This window comes from Aquamicrobium terrae, assembly GCF_052978165.1.
Map to the genome: position 1 here is coordinate 535954 of NZ_JBRKLZ010000001.1, position 17089 is coordinate 553042.

Genomic DNA, 17089 nt, shown 5'->3' on the forward strand with positions numbered 1-17089 from the left:
CCGGCAGCAGGCCAATGGATATGATGACTCGCTCGGGCCTGCTCCCCATCGTCTTTGGTGGGATATCCAAGAGCGCTGCTATCGAATCATTTCGGATTCCGGCTGAAACGGCCCCTCACCCTTACCCTCTCCCCGCCCGCGGGGAGAGGGAGACGTCAGCGTTGAGGACAGCATCCTTCTTGCCGTTTACGGGAAGCCGGTCGCATCTGGCATTGCCGCCACCCCTGACCCCTCCCAACAAGGGGGAGGAGAATTTTGCAACGCCAGCATCCCCCATCCAATGTCAAAGATTTTGGCAACGACAACGGCGAAATCATCCACCTTCCCCTTGTGGGGAGGGGTCAGGGGTGGGGGTAATGCCCCGCCGGAACGAAAGCGCCGCCGCATGACGGCCTATCTCGCGAAGCGCCTCGCCATCGCCGCCATCACGCTGGCGCTGGCGTCCGTGGTGGTGTTTTCGGTGCTGGAGATCGTGCCGGGCGATCCGGCGCGCGTCATGCTTGGCATGAACGCCAGCGAGGCGCAGGTCGAGCAGTTGCGCCAGCAGATGGGCCTCGATGGCTCGCCGGTGCAGCGCTACCTGCACTGGGCGGGCAACCTTCTGTCGCTCGATTTCGGCCGCTCCTACACCTATTCGGTGCCGGTCATCGACCTGATCGCGGAGCGGCTTGCCGTCTCGCTGCCGCTGGCGCTGATCGCGCTGGCGCTCTCCACCGCCATCGCCATTCCGGTCGGGCTCTACGCCGCCTCGCGGCGCGGCAAGGCCGGCGATGCGATCTCGATGGGCGCGGCGCAGCTTGGCGTGGCGGTGCCCAATTTCTGGTTCGCGCTGCTGCTGGTCTATCTGTTCGCGGTGTGGCTGCGCTGGCTGCCCGCAGGCGGTTTTCCGGGCTGGAGCGCCGGCATCTGGCCGGCCCTCAAGGCGCTGATATTGCCGGCGCTGGCGCTCGCCCTGCCGCAGGCCGCGATCCTCGCCCGCGTCACCCGCTCGGCGCTGGTCGATGTGCTGTCGGAAGACTACATCCGCACCGCCCGCGCCAAAGGCATGCCGTGGCGCAAGGTGCTGTGGGGTCATGCGCTGCGCAATGCGCTGATCCCGGTCGTAACCATCATGGGCCTGCAATTCGCCTTCCTGCTGGCCGGCACCATCATCATCGAGAACGTGTTCTACCTGCCGGGCCTCGGACGCCTCATCTTCCAGGCGATCACCCAGCGCGACCTGATCGTGGTCGAAAGCGTGGTCATGCTGCTGGTCGCCACCGTCATCGCCGTCAATCTGATCGTCGACCTGTCCTATGCGGTGGTCGATCCACGGCTCAGGAGCCGGGCATGAGGGCGCTCGCCAACCGCCCCCTGCTGGCCGGTTGCCTGATCACCGGGCTCATCGCCCTGATGGCGCTCGCCTCCTTCCTGTGGACGCCCTATGACGTGACGAGGCTCGTCGTGGCGGACCGAACACAGGCGCCCTCCCTCGTCCACTGGTTCGGCACCGATCATTTCGGCCGTGACATCGCCTCGATGATCATGGTCGGCGCACGCAATTCCATCGCGGTGGCGCTGGTGGCGGTCGGCATCGGCATGGGCATCGGCGTGCCGCTCGGCCTGTTCGCGGCGGCGCGCGGCGGCCTGCTGGACGAGGCGCTGATGCGGTTGAACGACCTCGTCTTCGCCTTTCCGGCGCTGCTGTCGGCGATCATGATCACCGCCATTTTCGGCCCCGGCGCGGTCAACGCCATCATCGCCATCGGCATCTTCAACGTGCCGGTCTTCGCCCGCGTGGCGCGTGCCGGCGCGCTGTCGGTGTGGCCGCGCGAGTTCATTCTGGCCGCCCGCGCCGCAGGCAAGGGCCAGACGCTGATCACCGTCGAGCACATATTGCCGAACATCGCCAATCAGTTGCTGGTGCAGGGCACCATCCAGTTCGCGCTCGGCATATTGGCGGAAGCCGGCCTTTCCTATCTCGGGCTCGGCGCGCAGCCGCCCATGCCGAGCTGGGGGCGCATGCTGTTCGACGCCCAGACGCGCATGACGATCGCCCCCTGGATGGCGCTGTTTCCCGGCATGGCCATCGTCATCACCGTGCTGGGGCTGAACCTTCTGGGCGACGGCATCGCCGACCTGCTCGATCCGAAATCGAGGCGGCGCCGATGAGCCTGCTCGAGATCGAAAACCTGTCGCTCTCCATCGGCACGGTCCCGGTTTTGAACGGCATCGACCTGTCGGTGCGTCAGGGCGAGATCATGGCGCTGGTCGGCGAATCCGGCTCCGGCAAGTCGATGACGGCGCTGACCGTCATGCAGCTTCTGCCCCATGCCGCCCGCACGTCCGGCCGCGTGCTGTTCGACGGCAACGATCTCGCCACCGCCAGCGAGGAGCATATGTGCACGCTGCGCGGCGACGACATCGGCATGGTGTTCCAGGAGCCGATGACCGCGCTCAACCCGCTCAAGACCATCGGCGAGCAGGTTGCCGAAGGCATACGCTGGCACACGCGCTCCAGCCGGGCCGAAGCGGAGGACCGCACCCGCCGGATACTCGACCGCGTCGGCCTGCCAGAGGCGAAATTCCCGCTGTCGCGCTATCCGCACGAACTCTCCGGCGGCCAGCGCCAGCGCGTCGTCATCGCCATCGCCTGCGCGCTGAAACCCCGACTGCTGATCGCCGACGAACCGACCACGGCGCTCGATGTGGTGTTGCAGGCACAGGTACTCGATCTGCTGCGCGATCTGGTGGCGGAAAACCGCATGGGCCTGCTTCTGATCTCGCACGACCTCGCCGTCGTGGCCGACATGGCCGACCGCATCACTATCCTGCGCAATGGCAGGGTGATGGAGGACGGCGAGACGGCGCAGGTGCTTTCGGCGCAAACGCATCCCTACACGCGGCAACTGGCGCAAGCCTCCACCCATGTGCCGGAAATCCGCGCCGCCGCGGCTGCACGCAACACGCGGAAGCCCGAGGACCCCGACAGCCCCCTCCTTTCCGTACGGAACCTCACCCGCGACTATCCCGGCCGCCGCCTGTCGCTGTTTCGGCGCGCCACGCCGACCCGCGCGGTGGACGATGTGTCGTTTTCCATCGCGCCCGGCCGCTCGGTGGCGCTGGTCGGCCGCTCCGGATGCGGCAAGTCCACGCTGGCGCGCATGGTGCTGGCGCTGGACCGGCCGACCGCCGGCGAAATCCGCTTCCGGGGCGAAACCCTCACCGGCAGGCGCGAGGCCGAGCTGAAGCCGGCAAGGCGCGACATGCAGGTGGTGTTCCAGGACCCCTACGGTTCCTTCAATCCCCGCCAGAAAGTCGGGAAGCTGGTGACGGAACCGCTCCACCTGCTGGAAAAGGCCCCGACACGGGCCGAACGCCGCGAGATGGCGGCTGCCGCGCTGGCCGAAGTCGGGCTGGGGCCGGATGCACTCGACAAATATCCGCACGAGTTCTCCGGCGGCCAGCGCCAGCGCCTGTCCATCGCGCGCGCCATCATCACGAGGCCGCAACTGGTGGTGGCGGATGAGCCGGTGTCGGCGCTCGATGTCTCGATCCGCGCCCAGATCCTCGATCTGTTCGCCGAACTGAACGCCAGGCTCGGCATCGCCTACCTGTTCATCACCCACGACCTGACGGTGGCACGGGCCATCACCGACGAGGTGATGGTGATGAAGGAGGGACGGATCGTCGAGCGCGGCCGTACGCACGAAGTGCTGGACAACCCGCAGTCGGATGCCGCGCAGGAACTGGTCTCGGCCGCGCCCGACCTCAAGCGGGCGCTGGCCGGCAGGCTGCGGGAACAGGGATAGTTCTATCCCCTGCCCCTCACCACATCGGCCGGGTCGATATCGAGCACTTCCAGCGTGCGCTTGAGCAGCCTGATCTCGTTCTCTGCCAGGCTGGCATCCGCCTTGGCGATCTCGGCCATGTGCCCGGCAAGGGTGCGCCTGCGCTCCAGCGGCAGGTCACGGAACAGCGCCACCGCCTGCGCGCCCGTGGTCTCGTAGCCGGCCTCGTTGAGATATTCGACCACCCCGTCGATGCTGGCCTCCGGAATGCCGAACGCGTCGCGGCAGATGCGGCGGAAAGTTTCCATCTCGCTGTCGCTGACCGAACCATCGGCCAGGATCATGCGAAACAGCATCAAGAGTTCCGCCGAAAGCACCGGATCGTCGGCGACCTTGCGCACGCCGGGGTCGCCCTCGAACAGGTTTCGTATGTGGTCCAGAAACGCGAACGCCATGAAATTCCCCTCATGCGCCAATCCGGCCATAGTTAAAGCATCGCAAGGAAAAGGGGAATCCGGCTTTCGCGGTCTTGTATCGAAGCAAGGCGAAGTGTGGCCATTGCGCAATGGCGCTGCATGTGGTGGAAGCAGCCTCGAAACTTTTCCTCCCGCCGGTTCAGCCTCATGATCGAATTTACCGCCGATACCGTCGCCATGCTGGCGCTGGCCGCCTTTCTCGCCGGCATCATCGATTCCATCGCCGGCGGTGGCGGGCTCGTCACCATTCCCGCCTTGCTGCTGGCCGGCATGCCGCCGGTGGAAACGCTGGGCACCAACAAGCTGCAAGGCCTGTTCGGCTCCGGTTCCGCCACGCTCGCCTATGCCAGCAAGGGCCATGTCGATGTGCGCAAGCAATTGCCGGCGGCCGGCTTCGCCTTCCTCGGCAGCGCCCTCGGCGCGCTGGCGGCAACGGTCGTTCCGGCCGAAATCATGCAGGCGGCGCTGCCGGTCCTGCTGGTGGCGATCGCGCTCTATTTCGCCCTCAAGCCCAACATGGGCGACGTGGACCGCGCCGAGCGCCTGTCACCCTTCCTGTTCGGCCTCACCATCGTCCCGATGATCGGCTTCTATGACGGCTTGTTCGGTCCGGGCACCGGCTCGTTCTACATGCTGGCCTTCGTCACCCTGGCAGGCTACGGCATGCTGAAGGCCACGGCCCACACCAAGATGCTGAACTTCGCCACCAATATCGGCGCCTTCGCCGTTTTCGCCATGGCCGGCGTGATCCACTGGAAGATCGGCCTGATGATGGGCGTCGCCCAGTTTCTCGGCGCGCGCCTCGGCGCCACGCTGGCCATGCGCATCGGCGCCGGCCTCATCAAGCCGCTTCTGGTGGTGGTATGCCTGGCGCTGGCGGTGAAGCTGCTGGCCGACCCGGCCAACCCGCTGCGCCTGGTCCTTGGGGTTTAGATTCTACCGGGTCAGCGCGAAAATGGCGTCGCAGTCGAGGCAGGTTTCCAGCTCAGCCGCAATGTCGTCCAGCGCCCGCTCCACCTGCGCCCTGTAGTCGAGCCCGCCTCCCTTCACCCCAAGGCTTTCAAGCAGCCGCGCCCGGAACGCGTCGGCTTCGAACAGCCCGTGCAGATAGGTGCCGAACACCTTGCCGTCCGCTGAGGTCGCGCCATCCTCGACACCGTCGATCATGGCGACCGGACAGCCGCAATCGGGACCGGACGTGCGTCCGAGATGGATTTCGTAGCCCGACAGCGGCAGGTCGAAGGCAACCGAGCGGGCGCCGACATTGCGCACGGTCTTTTCAGGCTCCATCACCGTCTCGACATCGAGCAGGCCGAGCCCGTCCGCTTCCCTCACCCCGCCCTCGATACCGTCGGGGTCGCGCACCTTGCGCCCGAGCATCTGGTAGCCGCCGCAGATGCCGATGACATGGCCGCCGCGCCTCCGGTGCGCCTCCAGATCGCGGTCCCAGCCGTTCCCGCGAAACTGCAACAGGTCGCCGATGGTCGACTTGGAGCCGGGGATGACCACCAGGCCGGCATCCTGCGGGAGGTGCTGGCCGGGCGGCACGAACACCACCTCGACCTGCGGCTCGGCGCGCAACGGGTCGAGATCGTCGAAATTGGCGATGCGCGACAGCATCGGCACCGCCACCTTGAGCGCCCGCCTCTCGCCGGCGGCGAGCCGTTCCAGCACCACCGAATCCTCCGATGGGAGCCTTGCGGCAGCCTTCAGCCACGGCACCACCCCGAAGCACCGCCAGCCGGTGAATTGTCCAATCGCTTCAATGCCATCGTTGAAAAGGCTGACATCGCCCCGGAACTTGTTGATGAGGTAGCCGGCCACCATTCGCCGATCTTCCTCCGGCAGGATCAGATGGGTGCCGGCCAGCGAGGCGATGACGCCGCCACGGTCGATGTCGCCCACCATCACCACCGGCACGCCGGCCCGGGTGGCGAAGCCCATATTGGCGATGTCGCGGGCGCGCAGGTTGATCTCGGCCGGCGATCCGGCCCCTTCCACGATGACGAGATCGGCGCCCTCGCCCACCTTCGCCCAGGAATCCATGACGGCTTCCATCAACTGCCCCTTGAGCACCTGATAGTCGCGGGCCCGGGCTTCGCCCAGAACCTTGCCCTGCACCACGACCTGCGAGCCGATATCGGTCTGCGGCTTGAGCAGAACCGGGTTCATGTGCACGCTGGGCGGCGCGCCGCAGGCCAGCGCCTGCAGCCATTGTCCGCGTCCGATCTCGCCGCCGGCCGCCTCGCCCGGAATATCGGCCACGGCCGCGTTGTTCGACATGTTCTGCGGCTTGAACGGCCGCACCTTCAGCCCGCGCCGGTGCGCAGCGCGGCACAGCCCGGCCACCAGCACGGTCTTGCCGACGTCCGAGCCGGTGCCCTGCAACATAACCGCCCGCGCCATCAGCAACATCCTCCGCCGCAAGCCCGGTCATGTATTTGTGCTGACATGCGCTATCTCGATCTTCAAATTTTGCACAGCCGCTCCGCTTATGGTCGGGTTGCGCGGCCTTATCATTGGTCTAGAGTGTCCGCCATCCATAGCCAAGCATTGCCGGCGAGCAAAATGACGGCCCGCCGAGCGGACGGGAGGACGCGATGGACGGTGCTGTTTCAACGCATGGCAACCAGTTCGAACTCACCGAAGACCAGCGTGCGATCCAGGACATGGGGCGCGCTTTCGCGGAAGACCGCGTCGCGCCGAACGCACTGGAATGGGACAGGGAAAAGCGTTTCCCCGCCGATGTGATCCGCGAGACAGGCCCGCTCGGCCTCGGCGGCATCTATGTGCGCGACGATGTCGGCGGTTCGGACCTTTCGCGCCTGGACGCGGTTCTGGTGTTCGAGGCGCTGTCCCACGCCTGCCCGGCCTTCTCGTCCTTCATCTCGATCCACAACATGGCCGCCTCGATGATCGACCGCTACGGCGACGAGGAGCAGCGCCAGCGCTTCCTGCCGAAGCTCACCACCATGGAATGGCTGGCAAGCTATTGCCTGACCGAGCCCGGTTCCGGCTCCGACGCAGCCGCCTTGCGCACCCGGGCCGTGCGCGACGGCGACGACTATGTGCTGAACGGGGTCAAGCAGTTCATTTCCGGCGCCGGCGACAACGACCTCTATGTGGTGATGGCGCGCACCGGCGAGGATGGTGCCAAGGGCATTTCGACCTTCGTGGTCGAGAAGGATACGCCCGGCCTTTCCTTCGGCGCCAACGAGCACAAGATGGGCTGGCACATGCAGTCCACCCGGCAGGTCATCTTCGAGGATTGCCGGGTTCCGGCCCAGAACCGGCTGGCGCAGGAGGGCAAGGGCTTCTCCATCGCCATGTCGGGCCTCGACGGCGGCCGGCTCAACATTGCCGCCTGCTCGCTGGGCGGCGCGCAATCGGCCCTCGACAAGGCCCTCACTTATACGGCCGAGCGCAAGGCATTCGGCAGGAGCATCGACCAGTTCCAGGCGCTGCAATTCCGCCTTGCCGACATGGAGACGGAACTCCAGGCCGCCCGCATCTTCCTCTACGCCGCCGCTTCAAAGCTGGACGCCAAGGCCCATGACGCCTCGAAATGGTCGGCCATGGCCAAGCGCTTCGTCACCGACACCGGCTTCAAGGTGGCGAATGACGCGCTGCAACTTCTGGGCGGCTATGGCTACCTGCACGACTACGGCATCGAGAAGCTGGTCCGCGACCTGCGCGTGCATCAGATCCTCGAAGGCACCAACGAGATCATGCGCGTGATTGTCGCGAGGCATATCATTGGAAGGCAATAGGGGAGTAAGGCAGTAGGGCAGTATGTCAAAGCTGCCTCCCCCTACTGCCCTACTGCCCTACTCCCCTATTCCCCTAACTCCGAAGGAGTTCACCATGACCACCATCGCCTTCATCGGTCTCGGCAATATGGGCAACCCCATGGCCGCCAATCTGGTCAAGGCAGGTCACACCGTCATCGGCTTCGATCTCGTCGCCGAAAATCTGGCCACCGCGCGCGAGCACGGCGTGACCATCGCGGCGGATGCGGCCGCCGCCGTCAGGGAAGCGGAGGTGGTGGTTACCATGCTGCCGGCCGGCAAGCATGTGATCGCGGTCTATGGGGACATCGCGCCGGCCGCGAAGCCCGGCACGCTGTTCATCGATTCCTCCACCATCGACGTCGAGTCGGCGCGCAAGGCGCATGCGCTGGCGGCCGACCATGGCCATGTTTCGGTCGATGCTCCCGTTTCCGGCGGCACCGGGGGCGCCACGGCCGGCACGCTGACTTTCATGTGCGGCGGCGCCGAAGGCGCATTCGCCCGCGCCGAGCCGATCCTGCAGCCCATGGCCGGCCGCATCGTCCATTGCGGCGGTGCCGGCGCCGGCCAGGCGGCCAAGATCTGCAACAACATGATCCTCGGCATTTCGATGATCGGCGTGGCCGAAGCCTTCGTGCTGGCTGAAAAACTCGGCCTGTCGCATCAGGCCCTGTTCGACGTGGCTTCCACCTCGTCGGGCCAGTGCTGGTCGCTGACCACCTATTGCCCGGTGCCGGGGCCGGTGCCCACCTCTCCCGCCAACAACGGCTACAAGCCGGGCTTCGCCGCGGCGCTGATGCTGAAGGACCTGAAGCTTGCGCAGGAGGCCGCCCAAGGCGCCGGCGCGGCGACCCCGCTGGGTGCCGAAGCCGCGCAACTCTACGGCCTGTTCAACGCGCAGGGTGGCGCGGGCACCGATTTTTCCGGCATCATCGAGTTCCTGCGCGGCCAAAAAGGCTGAAACACCCCCACTCGACTGCTCCTGCCGTTTCACCCCGAGGTTGCAATCCGGCCAACCTCATGCACGCTTTACGATAGGCGCTAAGCTCACAAGAAATATCGCAAATTTAGGTTTGCTTAAGCTCTCGCTAACCGACCGGTAACGATGTCGCTGTAAAACCATAACCCGAAGGCGGGCGACCGCCCTACGCTCCGGATCAGGTTGTGCGTACCGGAGCGCGAAGTTTGAGTGAACGAGTTTGGTTTCGCAGCGTTCGAGTGGCGAAACATCCTGCGTATCCGGCAAGACCGCGTTCCGAAGGGAGCGCGGTTTTTGCTTTCCGGATAGGTCTTTGCTTTCCGGCACCGGGCGGAGAACCTGCCGCACAAGGAGCGGCAGGTCCGTGATGGCTCAGCCGAACAGGTCCTTCTCGGCCAGATCGAGCGCCTTGACGATCCGCTCGCAGGCAAGGTCGATCGTGTCGCGCGTCCAGATCAGCGGCGGCGACAGGATCATGGTGTCGCCGGTGGCGCGCAGCATCAGGCCGTTGGCGATGGCATGGTCGCGCACCACGACGGCCGCGCGGCCGTCGCCCTCGAAGCGCTCCCTGGTCGCCTTGTCCTTGACGATCTCGATAGCGCCCATCAGGCCGAAGGAGCGCACCTCGCCCACCAGCCGGTGATCGGCAATGCGCTCGCGCAGCGCCTGGGCGAAATAAGGACCGGTATCGGTCTTCACCCGCTCGACCAGCCCTTCCCGCTCGATGATGTCGAGATTGGCGAGTGCCACGGCGCAGGCCACCGGGTGCCCCGAATAGGTATAGCCGTGGTAAAATTCGCCGCCCTTCTCGATCAGTGTCGAAGCGATGCGGTCGCCGACCAGCAGGGCAGAAAGCGGCTGGTAGCCGGAGGTCAGCGCCTTGGCGGTGGTGATGGTGTCGGGCTCGATGCCGAAGGATTGCGCCGCAAACCATTCGCCGGTGCGGCCATAGCCGGTGATGACCTCGTCCAGCATCAGCAGCACATCGTATTTGCGGCAGATGCGCTGGACTTCCGGCCAGTAGCTCATCGGCGGGATCTTGACGCCGCCGGCCCCCATGATCGGCTCGCCGATGAAGGCCGCGACATTCTCCGGTCCCGCCTCGAGAATGGCATCCTCGATCGCCTTGGCGGCGCGCAGGCCGAACTCATGGTCGCTTTCGCCGGGCAGCGCCAGCTCATAGGAGTAAGGCATCATCACATGGACGATGTTGGGCACCGCGCCGCCAAGCTGCTTGTGCATCGGCTCCATGCCGCCGAGCGAGGTGCCGGCCACGGTCGAGCCGTGATAGGCATTCTTGCGCGAGATGATGCGGTTCTTCTCCGGCTTGCCTTCCAGCGCCCAGTAGTGGCGCACGAGGCGCAGCGCCGTGTCGTTGGCCTCCGAGCCAGACGAACCGAAAAACACCTGGTTGACGCCCTTCGGCGCCAGTTCGGCCAGCCGCTTGGCCAGAAGCACCGGCGTCGGCGTCGAGCACTTGAAGAAGGAGTTGTAGTAAGGCAGCTCCTTCATCTGCTTGTAGGCGGCCTCGGCCAGCTCGTCGCGCCCGTAACCGACATTGACGCACCACAGGCCAGCCATGCCGTCGAGGATCTCGTGGCCTTCGGAATCGTAGATATAGGGCCCTTCGGCCCGCGTGATGATGCGCGATCCCGCTTCCCGCAACTCCCTGTGGTCGGTGAACGGATGGAGGTGATGCGAAGCATCGATCTGCTGAAGCTGCTTCAGCGAATAGTTCTGATAGGTCATGATGTTACCCCTGTTTCCTGAATCTGTCCGGCAGCAAGGCCGGGGCGGATTTCAGGCCGGGATGGGCGGCGAATAGCCGATACGGGCGCACAGGCGCAGAAGCTCGGCATGGCGCGTGCGCGGAGACGGCGTCACCGCGACGGACCTTTTAGCAGGATGGATCGCACCCGAGCACATGCATCGATCCTAACAAAGCGTTTTTGGAAACACCAGTTCGCCCTGTATTCCGCCACCCCAAGCGCATTGACGAGACATAAAGAAATCCTTATGTCTTGTGAAACATTTCCCGAAGGCACAATCATGACGAATCCGATCGAGGCCCTGATTGCCGAAAAGGGCGTGCTGCTTGCCGATGGCGCGACGGGCACCAATCTGTTCGCCATGGGGCTGGCCGCCGGCGAAGCGCCCGAACTGCTCAACGAGACGGCGCCCGACACCATCGCCGCGCTGCACCGGAACTTCGTCGAGGCCGGCGCCGACATCATCCTCACCAATTCCTTCGGCGGCACCCGCCACCGGCTGAAGCTGCACCATGCGCAGGACCGCGTGCACGAGCTGAACAGGCGCGCGGCCGAAATCGCCCGCGCCGTGGCCGACGAGGCCGGCCGCAAGGTCATCGTCGCGGGCTCGGTCGGCCCGACCGGCGAGCTGCTGGTGCCGCTCGGCGCCCTCACCTATGAGGAGGCGGTCGAGGCCTTCGCCGAACAGATGGAAGGGCTGAAGGCAGGCGGCGCCGAAGTCGCCTGGATCGAGACCATGTCGGCGCCCGATGAAATCCGCGCCGCCGCCGAAGCCGCCATCCGTGTCGGCCTGCCCTATGTCTATACCGGCTCCTTCGACACTGCCGGCCGCACCATGATGGGCCTGCTGCCGAAGGACATCCATGCCGTTGCCGACGGGTTGGCGCAGGCGCCGCTCGGCGTCGGCGCCAATTGCGGCGTCGGCGCTTCGGACATCCTCGCATCGCTGCTCGACATGACCGAGGCGAAGCCGGAAGCCACCGTCATCGTCAAGGGCAATTGCGGCATTCCCGAATTCCACGGCTCGGAGATCCGCTATTCCGGCACGCCGGAACTGATGGCCGACTATGTGCGGCTGGCGGTCGACGCGGGCGCCCGGATCGTCGGCGGCTGCTGCGGCACCTCCTTCGCCCATCTGGCGGCCATGCGCCAGGCGCTGGACGCCCACAGCAAGGCTGCACGCCCCACCCTCGAAACCATCGTGGAGCGCATCGGCCCCCTGCGCAACAAGGCCGCGAGCCCGAACGGCGCCGGAACCGGCGAAGGCCGGCGCGAACGCCGCCGTTCGCGCGCCTGATCAAAACTCCGCGTAGCTGGAAAGCACCGAGGCCTGATCCGCCGCGGGGCTCTCCCCGCGTTGCATCATCATCACGGATTCGCTGGCCCGCGGATCGGAGATCCGCTCCAGCATGGCGCCGAAGCGCGGATTGTTGAGCGCCGACAGGGCCGTCTGCCGCGCGGCCTGCACCGCGCTCATCGCGTCCCCGGAAGCTGTCCGAGGCCCGGCAGTCCCCTCGCGCGCCGCATAGGCGCCCAATCCCGCATTACCGTCAACGCGCATCGCGCCGGCCCCCAATCTCAACCGTCTCCATCATGGACGAGAGGCATTGCGATGCCGTCGCCGGGATCGGTCGCATTTTAGAGATCAAGAAAAAACCGGCGGACGGACCGCCGGCTTTCTCGACGCCGCAGGCCGTCAGTTGCGGCCGGACAGGGCTTCCGCCAGCCGCACCAGCGACAGGAATTCCGCACGATATCCGAACGGATCGGCCCCTCGCGATTCCGAGGCCATCTGCTGGATGCGGTCATAGCCGAACCCGGCCAGTTCCCCCTCCTCCCGCAGTTTCTGGCCGAAAGCCGCGACCGCCACCGAAAAGCGCTGATCCTCGCCGGCTGCCGCGAACGAGGCAACCTCGTCGGCCGCCGTCACCGGACGGGTGATGAGCTTCGAGGTGTCCTCATCCGGCAACTTGTAGCGGATCTTCACGAAGGCGTATTCATCCGCATTGGCGACGCTGCCATTGTCGCTGGAGGCTTCGCCATAGCGCAGCGGGTCGATCTGCTGGGCCGCACCCTTCGGCGTGATCTCATAGATGGCGGTAACCGAATGGCCGGAGCCGATATCGCCGGCATCGACGCGGTCATTGTTGAAATCCTCACGCGCCAGGACCCGCGTCTCGTAGCCGATCAGGCGATATTCCGATACATTCTGCGGATTGAACTCGACCTGGATCTTCACGTCCTTGGCGATGGGAAACAGCGCCGAGGCGGATTCCTGCACCAGCACCTTCTCGGCTTCCGCCAGCGTGTCGATATAGGCGGCAGTGCCGTTGCCGTTCTGGGCGATGGTCTGCATCATGCTGTCGTTGAGGTTGCCGCGCCCGAAACCCAGCACCGACAGGAAGATGCCGGCCTTGCGCTCGCCCTCGATCAGGCGCTTGAGATCGCCATCGTCGGTCTGGCCGACATTGAAGTCGCCGTCGGTGGCGAGCATGACGCGGTTCACGCCGCCTTCCACGAAGGACTGCTTCGCCAGCCGGTAGGCCTCGCGGATGCCGGCCTCCCCGGCCGTCGATCCACCTGCCTGCAAGTCGTCGATCGCGGCAAGGATCTTTGCCTTGTCCGATGCCTTGGTCGGCTCCAGCACCGTTCCTGCCTCGCCCGCATAGGTGACGATGGAGACGGTGTCGTCCCCCTCCAGCCGGTTCACCAGCATGCGGAAGGCCGATTGCAGCAGCGGCAGCTTGTCCGGCTCGTTCATCGAGCCCGAGACATCGACGAGGAACACCAGATTGGCCTTCGGCTTCTCCGCCGGCTGCACGTCATAGCCCTTGATGGCGACATGCATCAGCCTGTGCTCACCGTTCCACGGCGCCGGCATCACCGTCACATCGGCATTGAACGGCGTTTCCGCCGATTCGGGCCCCTTCCAGGCATAGGGGAAATAATTGACCATCTCCTCGACCCGCACCGTGTCGGGCTGCGGCAGCACGCCCTGGTTCAGGGAACGGCGCACATAGGCATAGGAGGCCGTATCGACATCGACGGAGAAGGTCGAAACCGGCTGCTCGGCCGCCGAGCGCACGGGGTTGCTGTCGAAGCTGCCGACCTTGTCGCGGTTGGGCTGCGCCGGCACAAAGGGTTCCGGCACCGGATGGACCATAGTGCTGCGCTGCTGGAGCGAGACAATGCCCTCCTGCCCCATCTGCTGCAGGCGTGGCGCAGGCTGCGCCGCCGGCATGTCGGCCGATGCCGAGGGTGCAGCTATCTCGGTCTCGGCCGCATCTTCGCGCGCGGCATTCTTCAGGGCTTCGGTCTTCATCTCGGTGCGCTGACGGGCGGCCTCGCCCGTCGGCGCTTCGGCCGGCAGCGTGTCATGCCTAGCGGAGGTGAAGGGCGAGCTCTGCAACAGATAAAGCGCGGTGTAGCCGGCGATCGGCAGGGCGACGAGGCCGGCAATAGCCGGCGCGGCGATCAGTTTCTTCTGCATCATGTCTCTCCAGAGCTTGCGTGCTCGGTCGGTGAGACGATGCTTCGCGGCCATTCCTTGGGGGGCGGCCGAAAATTCTTCCTGCGCGTCGAAAGCCTGTATGGCCGCGTGCAGGGCCTGCACCCTGGCTTGCGGGCTCGCCTTGGGGGCGTCCATCCCGCCCAGCCTTCGGAGTTCCTTGTCGTCGACCATGGTCACACTTCTCCGGCCTGGCGCACCAGCACCTTCAGCCGCTTCTTCGCTTCATGGATGTGCCAGGAGACCGTCGCTTCCGAAATCGCCATGATCTCGGCGGCGGCACCATGGGCCAGCCCCTCGCCATAGACGAGCAGAACCGCGTCGCGCTGCTTGTCGGGCAGGCGGCGCACGGCATGCCACAGCGCTTCGAGCTGCTCGTCCGCCGCGCTGTCCGGCCCGGCCATGGCCAGCATCTCGACGCCATAGGCCTGCGCCTTGACCGTCTCGCGGGCAGCCTTGCGGGCCATGTCGCGCACCGCGTTGAGCGTCAGCGCGTAGAGCCACGTGGTAAAGCTGCCGTCGCCGCGATAGGCCCGGATCGAGCGACCCATGCGCACGCAGACATCCTGCGCGATATCCTCGGCATTCGTGCGGTCGCCGCTCCAGCGCCAGGCAAGCCGGTGCACGAAGTCATAGTGCCTTTCGACCAGTGCGCCGAAAGCCGCCCTGTCTCCGTCCCTCGCCCGGCCGATCAGATCGGCGTCGGAGGCCTCGCCATCATCCAGCATCATCGCCATCATCGTGCCTTGGACGACGCCGTTTGGCCATTCCTTGGGTATCGGCGAAAATTTTTTCGGAAAATCAGGTTTTGCGGTCGTCGAGCTTCACCGTCCGCGCCCCGACATGCAGCGCCCGGCCCGCACCGGCCCCGGCCAGCCCCGCGCCCAGCCCCAGCGCCACGATGAGCAAGGCCGCCGCATCGAAACTGCCGGTCCAGCTCCTGATCAGCCCCAGGAACAGCGGCCCTATCGCCGCCAGCACATAGCCGACGCCCTGCGCCATGCCCGACAGATGCGCCGCGACATGCGAATCCGACGACCGCAGCACGATGACGATCATCGCCGCCGCAATCAGCCCGCCCTGCCCGATGCCTTGCAGCACGGCCCAGAACAGCACCGACCATGCGGGCGCGAACATCAGCCCGATCAGGCCGATGGTGGCACAAGCCACCAGGGCAATGTTGACGCCGCGCTGGTTCCTGCGCCGCACCGCGAAGGACGGCACCCCGAGGCAGGTCACCACCTGCACCATGACCGACAGGGAGACGATGCCGCCGGCAACCGTCGGTTCGAAGCCGCGTTCGCGCAGCATCGGCGCCAGCCAGCCGAACACGCAATAGGCCAGCGCCGATTGCAGGCCGGTGAACAGCGTCACCTGCCAGGCCAACCGGTCGCGCCACAGGCCCTCGACCCGAAAGCCGGTATGGGCGGCCTGCGGCTTCACCCGCAGCGCCTGCGGCACGAAGAGGGCCAGCATCAGGATCGCCGGCACCGCCCAGGCGGCCAGGGCAGCCTGCCAGGAGCCCAGCACATGCTCCATCGGCAGGGTAAGGCCGGCCGCGGCCGCGGAACCGGCACACAAGGCCATGGTGTAGAGGCCCGTCATGATGGCCGCGCTTTCGGGAAAGTCGCGCTTGACCACGCCGGGCAGGAGCACATTGGAGACGGCGATCGCGGCACCGGCGGCAAAGGTGCCGAAGAACAGCAGGGATACCGAATCGAATCCGCGCAATCCCGTGCCGAGCGCCAGCAGGACCAGCGCCCCTGCAAGGGTGCGCTCGGCACCGAAGCGTTGTGCCAGCCGGGGCGCGAAGGGCGCGAACACCCCGAGGCACAGCACCGGCAAGGTGGTCAGCAGGCTGGCCCCGACCGTCGACAGGCCGGTGTCGCGGATGACTTCCGGCAGCACCACTGAAAGCGACGAAAACAGCGGCCTGAGGTTGAAGGCGATCAGCACGAGGCTGGCGGCGAACAGCAGCTTGGCCGCGCGGCTGGCGAATTTCGGCGGTGACGGCGGCGGCAGGCTGTCGGCTTCGGCATCGACGAGTTGTTCGTCGAGCGCGTTGGCCGCTGCGTGGGAGGCCGACGCGCCGGGGAGCGAAGTGCTTATGGTCATGAAGAAAGAAGCCGCCCGAGTTGGAGGAGGATGGGCGCCATGAAGACGCGGACAGAAGCGGCGGCACGGTCGGGGTCGCCGGAGGCGATCGCCTCCACGATCTCGGCATGGGCCTGCGTATCGGGCTCAGGCACTTCTCCGCGCAGCGTGGACTTTATGGCGTCGGTGATGGCGGCGGTGAAGAAATCGTAGATCTCCACCATGGCCTCGTTGCCGGACGCCTGCACCACCGCACGGTGAAAGGCTATGTCGCGCTGCACGAAGACCTCGCGTCCGACCTCCGCCACCGTCCGGCGCTCGGCCAGCAACTTGCGCAGCCGCGCGATGTCCTCGGGCTTATGCCGCAGCGCGGCCAGCCGGGCGGCCTCGACATCCAGCAAGGCCCGGACCTCCCACTGGTCGCGCAGGCAGGTCTGGCGGACGCGGTCGAGCGCGGCGGCGGGGTCGGCCGTCGCCCGCACATAGGTGCCCGAACCCTGCCGGGTTTCGAGCAGGCCTTGCGAGACCAGCGCCCGGACGGCTTCGCGCACGGTTCCGCGGCTCACGCCCAGCATCTCGACGAGCGTCGCTTCATTGGGGATGCGCTCGCCGACAGTCCACCGGCCGCCCGTAATCTCGGCACGCAGATTGCCGGCCGCGCTGTCGGCCAGATTGGTTCGGATCGCCTGTTTCATAAGATCATCA

15 protein-coding genes are annotated in these 17089 nt (G+C 66.2%); 7 read left to right on the forward strand and 8 right to left on the reverse strand.

Annotated elements, in window-relative coordinates; translation table 11 throughout:
* Positions 1–385 precede the first annotated feature (385 nt).
* From ACVCNR_RS02790 to ACVCNR_RS02800, 3 genes are read left to right on the forward strand one after another with little or no spacing between them, the layout of a single operon-like run.
* Positions 386–1333: an ABC transporter permease gene (locus ACVCNR_RS02790; protein ID WP_447073761.1), complete on the forward strand. Its 948-nt coding sequence runs from the start codon at positions 386–388 to the stop codon at positions 1331–1333.
* Positions 1330–2151, forward strand: a complete 822-nt coding sequence (locus tag ACVCNR_RS02795) for an ABC transporter permease (protein ID WP_447073762.1) — start codon at positions 1330–1332, stop codon at positions 2149–2151. The genes ACVCNR_RS02790 and ACVCNR_RS02795 overlap by 4 nt, the downstream gene beginning before the upstream one ends.
* On the forward strand, positions 2148–3791 hold the full coding sequence (locus ACVCNR_RS02800; RefSeq protein ID WP_447073763.1) for an ABC transporter ATP-binding protein: 1644 nt from the start codon (positions 2148–2150) through the stop codon (positions 3789–3791). The genes ACVCNR_RS02795 and ACVCNR_RS02800 overlap by 4 nt, the downstream gene beginning before the upstream one ends.
* 2 nt (positions 3792–3793) lie before the next feature.
* On the opposite strand, the gene ACVCNR_RS02805 is transcribed toward ACVCNR_RS02800, so the two are convergent.
* Positions 3794–4225 (reverse strand): tellurite resistance TerB family protein, encoded by a 432-nt coding sequence (locus tag ACVCNR_RS02805; protein ID WP_354192182.1) that lies wholly within the window; start codon positions 4223–4225, stop codon positions 3794–3796.
* Positions 4226–4393: 168 nt separating this feature from the next.
* Here ACVCNR_RS02805 and ACVCNR_RS02810 point away from each other — a divergent pair, with 168 nt between their 5' ends.
* Positions 4394–5179, forward strand: coding sequence for a TSUP family transporter (locus ACVCNR_RS02810; protein ID WP_447073765.1), 786 nt, complete (start codon positions 4394–4396; stop codon positions 5177–5179).
* A gap of 3 nt (positions 5180–5182) precedes the next feature.
* On the opposite strand, the gene ACVCNR_RS02815 is transcribed toward ACVCNR_RS02810, so the two are convergent.
* Positions 5183–6652: a cobyric acid synthase gene (locus tag ACVCNR_RS02815; protein ID WP_447073766.1), complete on the reverse strand. Its 1470-nt coding sequence runs from the start codon at positions 6650–6652 to the stop codon at positions 5183–5185.
* A 194-nt stretch (positions 6653–6846) separates the two neighbouring features.
* Here ACVCNR_RS02815 and ACVCNR_RS02820 point away from each other — a divergent pair, with 194 nt between their 5' ends.
* Positions 6847–8016, forward strand: coding sequence for an isobutyryl-CoA dehydrogenase (locus ACVCNR_RS02820; RefSeq protein ID WP_354192179.1), 1170 nt, complete (start codon positions 6847–6849; stop codon positions 8014–8016).
* Positions 8017–8110: 94 nt separating this feature from the next.
* On the forward strand, positions 8111–8995 hold the full coding sequence (gene mmsB / locus ACVCNR_RS02825) for a 3-hydroxyisobutyrate dehydrogenase (RefSeq protein ID WP_354192177.1): 885 nt from the start codon (positions 8111–8113) through the stop codon (positions 8993–8995).
* 390 nt (positions 8996–9385) lie between these two features.
* On the opposite strand, the gene ACVCNR_RS02830 is transcribed toward mmsB, so the two are convergent.
* The gene (locus ACVCNR_RS02830; RefSeq protein WP_354192176.1) at positions 9386–10762 is read right to left on the reverse strand and encodes an aspartate aminotransferase family protein; all 1377 of its coding nucleotides are present in this window, start codon (positions 10760–10762) and stop codon (positions 9386–9388) included.
* Positions 10763–11062: 300 nt separating this feature from the next.
* Here ACVCNR_RS02830 and bmt point away from each other — a divergent pair, with 300 nt between their 5' ends.
* Positions 11063–12079, forward strand: a complete 1017-nt coding sequence (bmt, locus tag ACVCNR_RS02835; RefSeq protein ID WP_447073768.1) for a betaine--homocysteine S-methyltransferase — start codon at positions 11063–11065, stop codon at positions 12077–12079.
* Here the strand turns inward: bmt and ACVCNR_RS02840 are convergent, their stop codons facing one another.
* The 5 genes from ACVCNR_RS02840 to ACVCNR_RS02860 all read right to left on the reverse strand — a co-directional run bounded on the left by ACVCNR_RS02840 (position 12080) and on the right by ACVCNR_RS02860 (position 17079).
* Positions 12080–12259, reverse strand: coding sequence for a hypothetical protein (locus ACVCNR_RS02840; protein WP_354192174.1), 180 nt, complete (start codon positions 12257–12259; stop codon positions 12080–12082). It lies immediately after the preceding gene.
* 219 nt (positions 12260–12478) lie between these two features.
* Positions 12479–14464 carry a vWA domain-containing protein gene (locus tag ACVCNR_RS02845; RefSeq protein ID WP_447073769.1) on the reverse strand — a complete coding sequence of 662 codons (1986 nt, stop codon included), beginning with the start codon at positions 14462–14464 and terminating at the stop codon, positions 12479–12481.
* A 2-nt stretch (positions 14465–14466) separates the two neighbouring features.
* Positions 14467–15027, reverse strand: a complete 561-nt coding sequence (locus ACVCNR_RS02850; RefSeq protein ID WP_447073771.1) for an RNA polymerase sigma factor — start codon at positions 15025–15027, stop codon at positions 14467–14469.
* A gap of 64 nt (positions 15028–15091) precedes the next feature.
* A complete protein-coding gene (locus ACVCNR_RS02855) occupies positions 15092–16405 on the reverse strand; it encodes a CynX/NimT family MFS transporter (RefSeq protein ID WP_354192169.1) in 1314 nt (437 codons plus the stop codon).
* Positions 16402–17079 (reverse strand): FadR/GntR family transcriptional regulator, encoded by a 678-nt coding sequence (locus ACVCNR_RS02860; RefSeq protein WP_354192168.1) that lies wholly within the window; start codon positions 17077–17079, stop codon positions 16402–16404. The genes ACVCNR_RS02855 and ACVCNR_RS02860 overlap by 4 nt, the downstream gene beginning before the upstream one ends.
* Positions 17080–17089: the final 10 nt, after the last annotated feature.

Excerpts from the sequence above, each read along its gene's own strand:
- ACVCNR_RS02820 (WP_354192179.1), top strand. The coding sequence starts at position 6,847 with ATGGACGGTGCTGTTTCAACGCATGGCAACCAGTTCGAACTCACCGAA.
- ACVCNR_RS02795 (WP_447073762.1), top strand. The coding sequence starts at position 1,330 with ATGAGGGCGCTCGCCAACCGCCCCCTGCTGGCCGGTTGCCTGATCACC.
- ACVCNR_RS02815 (WP_447073766.1), bottom strand. The coding sequence starts at position 6,652 with ATGGCGCGGGCGGTTATGTTGCAGGGCACCGGCTCGGACGTCGGCAAG.
- ACVCNR_RS02855 (WP_354192169.1), bottom strand. The coding sequence starts at position 16,405 with ATGACCATAAGCACTTCGCTCCCCGGCGCGTCGGCCTCCCACGCAGCG.
- ACVCNR_RS02810 (WP_447073765.1), top strand. The coding sequence starts at position 4,394 with ATGATCGAATTTACCGCCGATACCGTCGCCATGCTGGCGCTGGCCGCC.
- ACVCNR_RS02845 (WP_447073769.1), bottom strand. The coding sequence starts at position 14,464 with ATGGTCGACGACAAGGAACTCCGAAGGCTGGGCGGGATGGACGCCCCC.
- ACVCNR_RS02850 (WP_447073771.1), bottom strand. The coding sequence starts at position 15,027 with ATGGCGATGATGCTGGATGATGGCGAGGCCTCCGACGCCGATCTGATC.
- ACVCNR_RS02840 (WP_354192174.1), bottom strand. The coding sequence starts at position 12,259 with ATGAGCGCGGTGCAGGCCGCGCGGCAGACGGCCCTGTCGGCGCTCAAC.
- ACVCNR_RS02830 (WP_354192176.1), bottom strand. The coding sequence starts at position 10,762 with ATGACCTATCAGAACTATTCGCTGAAGCAGCTTCAGCAGATCGATGCT.
- ACVCNR_RS02860 (WP_354192168.1), bottom strand. The coding sequence starts at position 17,079 with ATGAAACAGGCGATCCGAACCAATCTGGCCGACAGCGCGGCCGGCAAT.
- mmsB (WP_354192177.1), top strand. The coding sequence starts at position 8,111 with ATGACCACCATCGCCTTCATCGGTCTCGGCAATATGGGCAACCCCATG.
- ACVCNR_RS02790 (WP_447073761.1), top strand. The coding sequence starts at position 386 with ATGACGGCCTATCTCGCGAAGCGCCTCGCCATCGCCGCCATCACGCTG.
- bmt (WP_447073768.1), top strand. The coding sequence starts at position 11,063 with ATGACGAATCCGATCGAGGCCCTGATTGCCGAAAAGGGCGTGCTGCTT.
- ACVCNR_RS02805 (WP_354192182.1), bottom strand. The coding sequence starts at position 4,225 with ATGGCGTTCGCGTTTCTGGACCACATACGAAACCTGTTCGAGGGCGAC.
- ACVCNR_RS02800 (WP_447073763.1), top strand. The coding sequence starts at position 2,148 with ATGAGCCTGCTCGAGATCGAAAACCTGTCGCTCTCCATCGGCACGGTC.